This is a genomic window from Mesorhizobium sp. M0960 (assembly GCF_040319055.1).
In the GTDB taxonomy this organism is placed as follows: Bacteria; Pseudomonadota; Alphaproteobacteria; order Rhizobiales; family Rhizobiaceae; genus Mesorhizobium.
On the sequence record NZ_JAMYNN010000004.1, the window covers coordinates 144186 to 157019 of the forward strand.

At 63.4% G+C, this 12834-nt stretch carries 10 protein-coding genes; all 10 read left to right on the forward strand.

From position 1 onward, the window contains the following. Positions 1-1002: a branched-chain amino acid ABC transporter permease gene (locus NKH63_RS11465; RefSeq protein WP_023716705.1), complete on the forward strand. Its 1002-nt coding sequence runs from the start codon at positions 1-3 to the stop codon at positions 1000-1002. Next, positions 999-2024 (forward strand): branched-chain amino acid ABC transporter permease, encoded by a 1026-nt coding sequence (locus tag NKH63_RS11470; protein WP_352493953.1) that lies wholly within the window; start codon positions 999-1001, stop codon positions 2022-2024. Before NKH63_RS11465 ends, NKH63_RS11470 begins: the two co-directional genes overlap by 4 nt. 46 nt (positions 2025-2070) lie before the next feature. Beyond that, positions 2071-3318, forward strand: a complete 1248-nt coding sequence (locus tag NKH63_RS11475; protein WP_352493954.1) for an ABC transporter substrate-binding protein — start codon at positions 2071-2073, stop codon at positions 3316-3318. A 27-nt stretch (positions 3319-3345) separates the two neighbouring features. Then, on the forward strand, positions 3346-4131 hold the full coding sequence (locus tag NKH63_RS11480; RefSeq protein ID WP_352493955.1) for an ABC transporter ATP-binding protein: 786 nt from the start codon (positions 3346-3348) through the stop codon (positions 4129-4131). Beyond that, positions 4124-6379 carry an ABC transporter permease gene (locus NKH63_RS11485; protein ID WP_352895251.1) on the forward strand — a complete coding sequence of 752 codons (2256 nt, stop codon included), beginning with the start codon at positions 4124-4126 and terminating at the stop codon, positions 6377-6379. The genes NKH63_RS11480 and NKH63_RS11485 overlap by 8 nt, the downstream gene beginning before the upstream one ends. A gap of 79 nt (positions 6380-6458) precedes the next feature. Continuing rightward, positions 6459-8645 carry a flotillin family protein gene (locus tag NKH63_RS11490; protein ID WP_352917877.1) on the forward strand — a complete coding sequence of 729 codons (2187 nt, stop codon included), beginning with the start codon at positions 6459-6461 and terminating at the stop codon, positions 8643-8645. 81 nt (positions 8646-8726) lie between these two features. Then, entirely contained in the window at positions 8727-9164 is a 438-nt protein-coding gene (locus NKH63_RS11495; protein WP_023716711.1) for an SRPBCC family protein, read from the forward strand. Between the two features lie 10 nt (positions 9165-9174). Next, positions 9175-10692: a zinc-binding dehydrogenase gene (locus NKH63_RS11500; protein ID WP_352917878.1), complete on the forward strand. Its 1518-nt coding sequence runs from the start codon at positions 9175-9177 to the stop codon at positions 10690-10692. 84 nt (positions 10693-10776) lie between these two features. Next, positions 10777-11886, forward strand: coding sequence for a carbohydrate kinase (locus NKH63_RS11505; RefSeq protein WP_352515636.1), 1110 nt, complete (start codon positions 10777-10779; stop codon positions 11884-11886). A gap of 10 nt (positions 11887-11896) precedes the next feature. Beyond that, positions 11897-12826, forward strand: a complete 930-nt coding sequence (locus tag NKH63_RS11510) for a pseudouridine-5'-phosphate glycosidase (RefSeq protein ID WP_352917921.1) — start codon at positions 11897-11899, stop codon at positions 12824-12826. Positions 12827-12834 lie beyond the last annotated feature (8 nt).

Genomic DNA, 12834 nt, shown 5'->3' on the forward strand with positions numbered 1-12834 from the left:
ATGACGCGCAGACAGGCGTGGGGTCTTTTCTGGCTCCTCGCAGCTGCCGTCATTGCATGGCTGGTCTTTGCCGTCTGGCCGGACTGGCTGAACGCCATCCTGATTTCCAAGAAGGCATTCGTCAGCGCCATCCTCAACGGCATCACCCTGGCTGGCCTTTATTTCCTGGTCGCCAGCGGCTTTACCCTGATCTTCGGCCTGATGCGCAACGTCAACCTGGCGCATGGCTCGCTCTATCTGCTTGGCGCCTATATCGGCTATGAGGTGGCGAACCGCACCGGCTACTGGCTGCTGGGTGTCGCCGCGGGCTTCATCGTTCTGGCCCTTGTCGGCGTCGTCATGCAGATCTTCGTCTTCCGGCGACTGGAAGGCGACGACCTTCGCCAGACCCTGGTCAGCATCGGTATCTCGATCGTCGCCGCCGACCTGATGCTGGCGGTCTGGGCCGGCGGCACCTATCAGATCCCGGTGCCGGAATGGCTCGACGGTGCACTGACCTTACCGGTGGTCACGGCCGTGCGGTCTAACGGCGTCTCGGTGTTTCTCACCTACCCGCTTTATCGCGTCGTCGTGCTGGCGGCTGCGATCGTTATCGGCATCGGCCTTTGGCTGATGCTGCACAAGACGCGCGTCGGCATGATGGTCCGCGCCGGCGTCGACGACCGCGCCATGCTGTCGGCCTCGGGCGTCAACGTACACGCGGTCTTTGCTATCGTCTTTGCCGTCGGCGCCGGGCTTGCCGGCTTTGCCGGCGTCGTCGGCGGCTCGGCATTGTCGGTTGCGCCCGGCGAGGACGTCCGCTATCTCCTGGCCTCGCTCGTCGTCGTCATCGTCGGCGGCATGGGTTCGATTACCGGTGCTGCAATCGGCGCGCTGCTGATCGGCCTCGCCGAACAGATCGGCCTCGTCTATTTCCCGACCTACGGCATCGTGCTCACCTTCGTCATCATGGTGGTAGTGCTGTCGGTGCGGCCGCAAGGCATCATGGGGAAAGCGCGATGAGCCTGACCGTCGCCGTAGGCGCCGCGCCTCGACAGAACTGGCTGGAGAAGCTCGGCGCCGGTCACATCATCCTTGCCGTAGCATTGGTTCTCTACCCGCTGGTGGCATCCGATTTCTTCCTGACGCAGATCGGCGGTTATTCGCTGATCTTCGGCATGCTCGCACTGTCGCTGATGATGCTGGCCGGCTATGGCGGTATGGTCAGCCTTGCCCAGATCACTGTCGCCGGCATCGCCGCCTATGCCATCGCCATCCTCGGCGAGAACAATTCGAACGTGCTCGGCCTCGGCTGGCCGTGGTGGATCGCAGCACCCTTCGCCATTCTGGCAGCTGCGGTGGCATCGGCGCTGATCGGCTGGATCTCGGTGCGCACCGAAGGCATCTATACCATCATGATCACGTTGGCGATCGCCACCGCGACCTTCTATTTCGCCCAGCAAAACTACGCGATCTTCAACGGCCATTCCGGCTATGCCGGCATTCGCGCGCCGGTGTTCTGGGGCGTCAACTGGCGCGACCCGAAGGCCTTCTATTATCTCTGCCTGGGTTCGGCGGTGCTGTCCTACGCGGGGATACTCTACGGCGCCCGCTCGACCTTCGGCATGACCGTGCAGGCAATCCGCGACAATCCGCGTCGCATGCGCGCGCTCGGCTATCACGTCACCGCACACAAGGTCTTCGCATGGTTCCTGGCTGGAATCATTGCCGGTGTCGCAGGCGTGCTTTTGGTCTGGTTCAATGGGCGCGTTTCACCCGGCACGATCGGCGTCGATGCAGCCATCGACGTGCTGATCATCGCCGTCATCGGCGGTTTGCGCCACCCGATCGGGCCTTTTCTCGGCGCGCTCGTCGTTGTCCTGATGCAGACCTTTGCCATCGACCTTGTCGGAGCCGAGCGTTTCAACACGCTGATCGGGCTGATGTTCCTGGTGATCGTCTTCATCTCGCCGGATGGAATTCTTGGGTTGTGGGGGAGGATCAGACCGCAGCTAGCTCAGGAGTCCTTGCGTTCCGGTCCGTGACGCCGGAGCGGAATGAACTGCATCAATCAATCAAAGGGAGGAAAAAATGAGAATACATCGACGCACACTGCTTGCGCTGGCGCTTGCCACCGGGCTGACAGCTCCGTCTCTGGCGCTAGCCGCCGACGACACGATCAAGATCGGCCTGCTCGCCACTTTCGAGGGACCGTTCACGGTGCTCGGCGAAGACGGCGAGCGCGGCGCGAAGACGGCGCTCGACGAGGTCAGCGGCATGGTTGCCGGCAAGAAGATCGAAATCGTCAAAGGCTCGTCCGACGCTTCACCTGATAGCGCCGTGCGCGCTGCGCGCAAGCTGGTCGAGCAGGATGGTGTCAAGGTTTTGGTCGGCCCGCTTTCGGGCGATGAGGGCCTCGCCGTCAAGGACTATGCCAAGACCCAGCCGACCGTGACCTTCATCAATGGCACCTCGGCGGCGCAGGACACGACGCTGCGCAATCCGGCGGAAAACTTCTTCCGCTTCTCGACCGACGGCGCGCAGTGGATGGCGGGTCTCGGCACCTATGCCTTTAACGACAAAGGCTACAAGCGGGTCGCTACGGTCGCCGAGGACTATTCTTTCCCGTATACGCAGGTCTTCGGCTTCATGGCCGAGTTCTGCAAGGCAGGCGGCAAGGTGCCGTCCAAATCCTGGGTGCCGATCGGCAACAAGGATTTTTCGTCGGTTATCGCGGCCATTCCCGATGACGTCGATGCAATCTACGTCGCGCTTGGCGGCGCCGACGCCGTGAACTTCCTGACCCAGTATCAGCAGGGCGGCGGCGCGGCCCCCTTGATTGGTGGCTCGATCACCGTCGACCAGACGGTGCTGACCTCGAAGGGCAAGCTGCGCGACGTGCTGGTCGGCACGCCTTCCGCCGGACCAACCGCCGACACCAACGACGCGCCTAGTTGGAAAACTTTCGTCGAAGCCTACAAGAAGCAGCCAGGTGCCTTTCCCTCGCCGTCGCTCTTCGCCCACGGCTATTACGTCAACATGAAGGCGACATTGCTCGGTCTCGAACAGGTCGGCGGCGATGTCTCCGATGGCGGCGCCAAACTGCGTGACGCACTCTCGAAACTGTCTTTCGACACGCCGACCGGCAAGGTGTCACTGGACAAGAACCGCAACGCGATTGCCGACATCTACCTGACCGAGGTGACCGAGGGGCCGGACGGCAATCTTTTGAACAAGCTCGTCAAAGTCGTGTCGCAGGTCAACCAGACGCTGGGCATTCCCGAAGACGAGTTCACCAAGCTTGGGGCTGTCAGCCGCGACAATCCGAGCTGCCCGTAACCGCGTGGCTTGCGAGTATATCCGCCCGTGACCGAAACTCTTGCCGCGAACCGTCTCCAAAGCTCCGGCGCCTTTGCGCTGGAACTCGATGGCGTTGCGCGGCATTTCGGCGCTTTGGTGGCGCTCTCCGGCATTGATATGAGGATCGCGGCTGGCGAGCGGCGCGCGGTTCTCGGCTCTAACGGCGCCGGCAAGACCACGCTGTTCAATGCAGTGACCGGCGATTTCCTGCCGACGGCTGGCCGCATCCGCTTCTTCGGTGAGGACATCACCGACTTGCCGCCGCATGAACGCATCCGGCGGGGCTTGCGGCGGACCTACCAGATCTCGCAGCTGTTCAAAGGCTTGTCGGTTCTCGACTCGATCTTTCTCGCTTGCCGCGGCGTCTCACGCCGACGGTTCTCGCTGCTCCGCCCAAAGGCCACCGACGTCAACATGGTGCAGGCGGAATCGATCCTCAATGCCGTGCATCTCGAGGCCTATCGCGACCTGCTGGTGGCGACACTCAGCCATGGCCAGCAGCGGCAGTTGGAGATCGCGCTGGCGCTGGCCGGCGCGCCACGCTTCATCCTGTTCGACGAGCCGGCGGCCGGCCTGTCGCCGACCGAGCGCCGCGACTTGGTGGCGATCCTCAATGCGCTGCCCAAGCATATCGGCTATATTATCATCGAGCACGATCTGGATGTCGCGCTGCGCGTTTCGGAATATGTGTCGATGATGCACAACGGCCGTCTGTTCAAGGAAGGCACGCCGCAAGAGATCGAGGCCGACCCGGAGGTCCAGGAGATCTATCTCGGGGGCAAGCATGGCTGAGCGCCCCGTTCCCCTCGGCCGAACGCTCCCTTCTGGCCCAGCCTCTTCCGGCAAAATAGGCAAGGCGATCCTCAAAATAGAGGATCTGCAGGTCTATTACGGCGAAAGCCATGCCCTTCAGGGCGTCTCGCTGGCGCTGGAAAGCGGCGTGCTGTCGGTGGTCGGCCGCAACGGCATGGGCAAGTCGACGCTCTGCAACACCATCGTCGGCCTGAAGCGCGCGCGCTCCGGCTCGATCCGCGTCGACGGCCGCGAGATCACTGCGCTCGAACCGCACGAGATCCATCGCCTCGGCGTCGGTTATGTGCCGCAAGGGCGGCGCGTCTGGCCAAGCCTGAGCGTTGATGAGCATCTCCGTCTCGCTGCCGGCAATCGGCGCGATGCGAGTTGGACCGTCGAACGCATCTACCAGACATTTCCGCGCCTCGCCGAGCGCCGCACCAATGGCGGCTCGCAGCTCTCCGGCGGCGAACAGCAGATGCTTGCTATCTCGCGTGCCCTGCTCAGCGACCCGAAGCTGCTGGTCATGGACGAGCCGACCGAAGGCCTTGCGCCGATCATTGTCGACCAGGTTGAGCGGATGCTCGTCACCCTGGCCGAGGAAGGTGAGATGGCGATCCTCGTCATCGAGCAGAATATCGGCGTGGCGACCGCTGTTTCCAACCAGGTCGCCATCATGGTCAACGGCCGCATCAATCGGCTGATGGACGCGGCAGCGCTCGCGGCAGACCGGGAATTGCAGCAACGGCTGCTTGGTGTCGGACGCCATGCCGACGAGACGTCCGTCACGCCGGCAGCCGCGGCACAGGCGAAGGACCAGTTGGCTGAAGTCTACCGCATCGACCGGACAGCTACCGGTTCCGAACCGATGACCCAGAATGGAACCTACCTTCCGGTCACCGAACTGCCCAACCGCTGGAACGTGCCGGTCACGGCCATGCGGCAAGCGGCTATCGAGAAGGCCGCGCCACAGGACGATTTGAAGAAGGTCTTTGCAATTCCTTTCGCCGAACGCATTGGAAGAACAGTGCTAGTCGCGGGCACTTTCGATACCAAGGGCAAGGAGTTGCGGTTCGTCGCCGACCGGCTGAAGTCCCTCGGCATTCCGGTTCGCACCGTCGACCTCTCCACCTCCGGAAAACCGTCGAGCGCCGACGTTCCCGCCATGCAGGTGGCCGGAATGCATATGCGGGGATCGGCGGCCGTTTTCACCAATGATCGCGGCGGCTCGGTGAGCGCTATGGCGGAAGCCTTCGCGCGCTGGATCGAGCGCGAGCCGCGCATTGGCGGCGTCATCTCGGCCGGCGGCTCCGGCGGCACCACGCTGGCAACAGCAGGCATGCGCGTGCTGCCCGTCGGTATCCCCAAACTGATGGTGTCGACCGTGGCAGCCGGCGATGTCGCCAAATATGTCGGCGGCGCGGACATCATGATGTTCCATTCGGTTGCCGACGTTCAGGGGCTGAACTCGATCACCGAACAGGTGCTGTCAAATGCGGCGCATGCGATGGCGGGCATGGTCGCGCAGCTGCCCAATGCCGAAGCCTGGGAAGCCAGGCGCAAGCTGGCGCGCCCGGCTGTCGGCATCACCATGTTCGGTGTCACGACGCCGGCGGTGCAGGCGGTAACCAGGCGGCTCGAAGCCGACTACGACTGTCTCGTGTTCCACGCGACCGGCATCGGCGGACGGGCAATGGAGAACCTCGGCGATTCGCGGCTGCTCTCGGCTTTCCTTGATCTGACTACCACGGAGGTGGCCGACATGATCGTCGGCGGTGTGTTCCCGGCGACTGAAGACCGCTTTGGCGCCGCAATCCGTACCGGCTTGCCCTATGTCGGCTCAACCGGCGCGCTGGACATGGTCAATTTCGGCCCGCGCGACAGCGTGCCGGAGAAATTTCGAAGCCGCAAATTCGTCATCCACAATCCGAACGTCACGCTGATGCGGACAACCCGCGACGAGAACCGCGCCTTTGGCGAATGGATCGGTGCGCGGCTCAATGCCATGAATGGCCCGGTGCGGTTCCTGTTGCCGGAGGGCGGTGTCTCGATGCTCGATGCAGCAGGCCAGCCGTTTCACGATCCGGAGGCCGACAACGCCCTGTTCGAGGCGATCGAGAAGACCGTTCGCCAGACGCCGCAGCGCCATCTCGAGCGTGTGGGTGCGAACATCAATGACGCGCTCTTCGTCGATGCGGCGGTCAATGCGTTCCGCGCGATCACGCCAAAACTGCAGAGGCGAGCATAATGGCTTCGAGCAGGCGCAATTGTAAAATCGGTGCCGGTAGCCCGTGGCTGACCGCATTCTATTTGGGAGGGTAGAAAAGATGGCCGCGCAGACCTTGGGCGCTTTCCTTTTGTGGCTGATCATTGCCGCGATCGTGGTGGTGATCGCCGTCTACATACTGCGATGGCTTTATCGCCGGTCGACCAAGGAGACGGCGTTTGTGCGCACCGGCTTCATGGGCGAGAAGGTGGTGGTAAACGGTGGCGCTTTCGTCATTCCGGTGCTGCACGAGATCACGCCGGTCAACATGAACGTCCTGCGCATCGAAGTGCGCCGCGAGGATGCCTTTGCGCTGATCACCAAGAACCGCATGCGCGTTGATCTGGTCGCAGAGTTCTTCGTCCGTGTCGGCGCCGGCCGCGATCTGGTCGCCGCCGCAGCCCAGACGCTCGGGCGCCGCACGCTGCAGCCCGACAGCCTGCGCGAATTGCTGGAGGGCAAGTTCGCCGGTGCCATGCGCACCGTTGCCGCCCAGATGACGCTGGAAGAGATGCACGAGCTGCGCGGCGACTATGCGGCCAGGGTCCGGCAGCTTGCCTCGGAATCGCTCGCCGCCAACGGGCTGGAGCTGGAAAGCGTCGCCATCGTCGACCTCGACCAGACCAGCCTCGAATATTTCGATCCGTCCAATGCCTTCGACGCCGAAGGCCTCACCCAACTGACGGAATCGATCGAGACGCGCCGCAGGATGCGCAACGAGATCGAGCAGCGCACGCTGGTCGACATCCGCAACCAGAACCTCGACACCCAGCGCAAGGTGCTGGAGATCGACCGCGACACCGAATACGCCCGCCTCGAGCAGGAGCGCGAGGTCGAGATACGTCGCGCCTCGCAGCGCTCCGAACTCGCCAGGGAGCGGGCGATCCGCGACCAGGAGGCCGAGCAGGCGCAACTGTCGGCGCGCGAGGCCGTCGAGAAATCGCGCCTCAACCAGGAGCGCAACATTACCGAGGAGCGCATCAAGAGCGAGGAAGACACGCAGCGCCGCGAGATTGCGCGCCGCCGCGCCCTCGATGAGACGGAAATGAAAATGCGCGAACTGACCGAGCGCGAGCAGATCGCGCTAGAGCTCGCCCTGGAAAAGGCCAGGATCGAACGCGAAGGCACGCAGAGCGAGCTCGAGATCGAGCGCAGGAAAGCCCTCGAAATCGCCGAGCTCGAACGCCAGATCGCGCTGGCGGAAAAGGCATTGGAGGTTACCAGGGCCGAGGCGGAAAAGCGCCGCGCCGAAATTGTCGAGAACCAGGCGACCGAAACAGCGCGGATCGGGCAGGAGCGTGCCATCGACGAGGTCAGGATTGCACGCGAGCGTCACCTCGAGGCGCTGCAGATCGCCAAGCGCCAGGCTTTCGAGGAAGCCGAAATATCGGCCGGCGAAGAGGTCGAGCGCGCTCGCATCACCATCGAGCGCGGCATCGAGGAGGCGCGGCTGATCAAGGACCGCGACATCCGCCAGCTCGGCGTCGAGCGCGACCAGAAGATCGAGATAGCCGAAATCCAGAAGGCCATCGACATCGCCAAAAAGACGCAGGAGCGTTCCTCCGCTATCGCGGCATCCGAGGCGGTGCGCGCCAAGGCCATCCAGGCTGAGGAGCAGGCCTTCACGGCGCGCGAGCGCGAGATCGCCGAGCGCCGCAAGCTGACCGACTTGATCGGTGCGGCTCGCGAGGCCGAGCGCGAGGCCTTGCGCATAACCGCGGCCGCAGATGCCGAGATGAAGGCGGCCAAGAGCCTGGCCGAAGCGCAGAAGATCGCCGCTGTTGCCGCGGCCGAGGCGGAGAAGATCCACGCCCTTGCGGCGGCCCAGCGCTACGAGGTTGATGCCGCCGGCCATCGTCAGCTCAACGAGGCCGACAATCTGCTCTCCAACGAGGCTCGTGCCGGTCGCCTGCGCGGCAAGTTGCTCGACCACATGGAAGGCATCATCCGCGAAAGCGTCAAGCCGATGGAGAAAATCGACGGCATCAAGATCCTGCACGTCGACGGCATCAATGGCGGGCAGGGCGGCAACCGCAACGTCACCGACGAGGTGATCGATTCGGCGCTGCGCTACCGGGTCCAGGCGCCGATGATCGATAATCTGATGAAGGAGATCGGCATCGAGGGCGGCTCGCTCGGCCGCATGACCGACGTGCTGCGCGATGCCAAGGACATATCGAGCCTGACCCGCGACAAGAAAGGCAAAGGCAAGGTCAGCAAGGACGACGATGACGACCGCGACCGCTGACCAGGTCCGGTGGGCGGTGTGCTGTGCGAATGAGTGGCGATGCCTCGGCACCGGCCGCTCGTTCGATGCGGGCGGTGGGGCATGACCAAGGTCTATGTGTCCTCGGTCATCCCTGCGCCGGCTGCGGAAGTCTGGAAGCTCGTGCGCAACTTCAACGGCCTTCCCGCCTGGGCGCCATTCGTTGCGGAGAGCCGCGTCGAACAGAACGCACCGGCCGACCAGATCGGCTGCATCCGCAACTTTGTGCTCAGGGATGGCGGGCGGATTCGCGAAAAATTGCTGGCACTGTCCGACTACGATCTGTCGTGCAGTTACGCTATCCTGGAAAGCCCGATGGCGGTGGAGAATTATATCGCCACGCTGTCGCTGACGCCGATCACCGACGGCAATCTCACTCTGGCCGAATGGGAGGCGGAGTTCGACTGTGCGCCTGAGCGCGAAGCAGCACTTATGCATCAGATCGGCACCGGCGTCTTCCAGGCGGCGTTGAGCGCACTCAAGCAGCGCTTCGGGCGCTGACATTCCCGCGATGGTTCAAGTCCGCCAGAGCACCATCATCGATGCGCCGATCGATGATGTCTGGTCGATTCTGCGCGATTTCAACGGCCATGAACGCTGGCACCCGGCGATCTCGTTCAGCGAAATCGAAGGTGGCGACCCGGTCGACGCGGTCGGTTCGGTTCGTCGTTTCCGCCTGGCCGATGGCGGCGAGTTGCGCGAACAGCTGCTGGCGCTGTCCGACAAGGACTTTCGGCTCGCCTATTGCCTGCTCGAAGCGCCGCTGCCGCTGATGGGTTATGTCGCATCGATCCAGCTGAAGCCGGTGACCGACGGCAACGCGACCTTCTGGGAATGGCGTTCCGAATTCCATCCACCTACGCACCGCCGCGACGAACTGGTCAAGCTCGTCTCCGAAGGCATTTATCAGGCCGGCTTCGCGGCGATCCGTAGCCTTTTGCGAGGAAGGGTTCTGACTGCCAAGGCAAGAGCGCCAACGCCGGCACCTCCGTCAGCCCCGCCGCTGATCGCTTCGCCGGTCTCTTCCGCAACAACATCGTTCGGCCAGTCAGCAACAACCAGGGCTATTGTGGTCGAGCGCTATGGCGGTCCGGAGGTGCTGCAACTCAAGGAGATCGGCTTGCCGCCGCCGGCGCCGAACGAGGTGCGGATCCGCCATACTGTGATCGGCGTCAACTTCATCGACGTCTATTGCCGCACCGGCTATTTCGACCTTTTGCAACCACCGGGCGTGCCTGGCATGGAGGCAACCGGCGTCGTCGAAGCGGTCGGTTTGGAGATTGCCGGTTTCTCGGTCGGCGACCGCATCGCCTATGCCTGCCCGCCGGTCGGCGCTTATACCGAGCGGCGCAACGTGGCGCCCGATCTGCTGGTTCGCCTGTCCGACGATATTCCCGACGAGATTGCGGCCGCGGGTCTGCTCAAGGGCGTCAGTGCGAGTTTTTTGCTGCATGATGTCCATGCGGTGCAGCCGGGCTCCGTCGTTCTCGTCCATGCCGGCGCCGGCGGCATCGGCCAGCTTCTGGTGCAATGGGCACGCCATCTCGGCGCAACGGTCATTGCAACGGTGTCGAGCGACGACAAGGCGCGCATCGTCGAACGCCTCGGTGCCCATCATGTCATCGTCTACTCGCGTGAGAATTTCACTGAGGCCGTCATGCGGCTGACGGGAGGCGTCGGCGCCGATGTGGTCTACGATGCGGTCGGCCAGGATACGTTCGGCGGCTCGCTGGCGGCGCTCCGCATTCGCGGTCACCTCGTCAGTTTCGGTCAGGCGTCAGGGCCGATCGGCAATTGGGACATCGGCCGCTTTGCATCGAAGTCGATCACCGTATCGCGTCCCAACTATGCGCATTACACCGACACGCCGGAAAAACTAGCCCCGCACGTCGAGCGTTTCTTTGCCGCGCTGCGACAGCGCGTCGTCAGGATCGAACCGCCCAAGCGCTATAACCTATCCGACGCCGGCGATGCTCACCGCGACCTTGAGGCCAGGCGGACAATAGGCGCATTGGTGCTGGTGCCATAGCCGACACTCGTCGAAACAGATGTTGACAATGTCATCTGTTGTTGCGAAAGCGTTCAGCCTCGAATTTGACGGCCGGGCGGGACAATGGACGACCTTGGAGCACAGGAACAAGCGGTTCTCGACCTCATTGCGGCGAACCCGTTCGCCGGCCAGCAGGACATAGCAACGGCGCTCGGCATCGCCCGCTCGACGGTCGCGGCCCACATCGTGCAACTCGTCAACAAGGGCTATATTCTCGGCCGTGGTTACGTCTTGCCGACGTCCAAGCGCATGGTCTGCGTCGGCGGCGCGGTGCTCGACCGCAAATACCACGCCAAGAAGGATCTGATTTTCGAGACGTCGAACCCGGTCGACGGTTATCGCAGCTTCGGAGGGGTCGCCCGCAACGTAGCCGAAAACCTTGCCCGCCTCGGCGTCGACATAAGCTTCGTCTCAATCGTCGGCGACGATGAAACCGGCCGCTCGCTGGTGCGGCACCTGCGCGATCTTGGCGCCGATGTCAGCCAGGTCATCACCACCACGGAACGGCCGACGGCGGAATATGCCGCCATCCTCGACCGCAACAATGATCTGGTGCTCGGCATTGCCGACATGGAGATCTTCGATCTGTTTTCGTCGTCCTATCTCGACCGCTTCTGGCCGCATCTGGCTTCGGCGACATGGGTGTTCATCGACTGCAATCTGCCGGCTTCGACCATCGCAGCACTGATCTCGCGCAAGCAGGGCGCGCGCTTCAAGCTCGCCGTCGACACAGTCTCGTCGCCGAAATCAGCGCGCCTGCCTAAGGATCTGACCGGCATCGACCTTCTGTTCACCAACCATGACGAGGCCAATACGATGCTCGGCATGACGGATGCCGACAAGCGGCTAACGCCGAAGGAAGCGGCAGCAGCGCTGCGCGCGGCCGGCGCCAGCACGGTGATCGTAACCGCAGGCGCGCATGGATTTGCCGTTGCGACCGAGAGCGGTGTTACGACGATGCGCTCCGTCCCGGCGCAGGCCGTCGACATCACCGGCGCCGGTGACGCGATGATCGCTGGCACTTTGTACAAGGTGCTTTCGGATGATCCGGTAGCTCATGCCGTCCGCACCGGCGCACTGCTCGCCACGCTGACCACGGAGAGCGAATCCAGCGTCCACCCCGATCTATCGCCGCGCTTCCTTGCCGCCGGCATGTACCGCATTCCTGCCTGAAAGCGAGATGATGAAACCTTCCCTTGTCCACCTGAACGATGAAGTCGCTGCCGCGCTTGATGAAGGCCGCGCGGTGGTGGCACTGGAATCGACGATCATCACCCACGGCATGCCCTATCCGGCCAATCTGGAGACGGCCCGCGACGTCGAAACCGTGGTACGCGAGAACGGCGCCGTGCCCGCCACGATCGCAGTGGTCGCCGGCAAGATCAAGGTTGGCCTCGACGACCGTGAACTGGAAGAGCTGGCAGCGGCAAAGGGCGTGGTCAAGGCTTCCGGGCGTGATCTCGCCGCCATCATGGTGCACGGCGGCTCGGCCGGAACCACCGTCTCGGCGACGATGCGGATCGCGGCACTCGCCGGCATCGGCATTTTTGCGACCGGCGGCGTCGGCGGCGTGCATCGCGGCGCCGAAGCGACTTTCGACATCTCGGCCGACCTGACCGAACTCGGCCAAACCGGCACGACTGTCGTCTGCGCCGGAGTCAAGTCGATCCTCGATATTGCGAAGACGCTGGAATATCTGGAAACCCAGCGTGTGCCGGTGATCGCCTATGGGAGTGATGATTTTCCGGCTTTCTACACCCGCTCCAGCGGGCTCAAGGCCGATCATCGCCTCGATACCCCCGACGAGATCGCGCGAGCCATGCTGCTGCATGACGAGATGGAATCCGGCACCGGCATTCTCGTCGCCAACCCTATCCCCGAAGCGGACGCGCTCGATCCGGCATTCATCGACGGCACGATCGCAGCGGCGGTAGCCGAAGCGGAGCAGCGCGGCATCGGGCGCAAGGAACTGACGCCGTTTCTGCTCGCCCGCATCAACGAGCTTTCGCAAGGCCGCAGCCTGAAGGCCAACATCGCGCTGGTCCGCAACAACGCCGCGCTCGCCGCCCGCATCGCGGTGGTGCATGCGAAATTGAAAGGCGTGACCAGATAGAGGCAGCA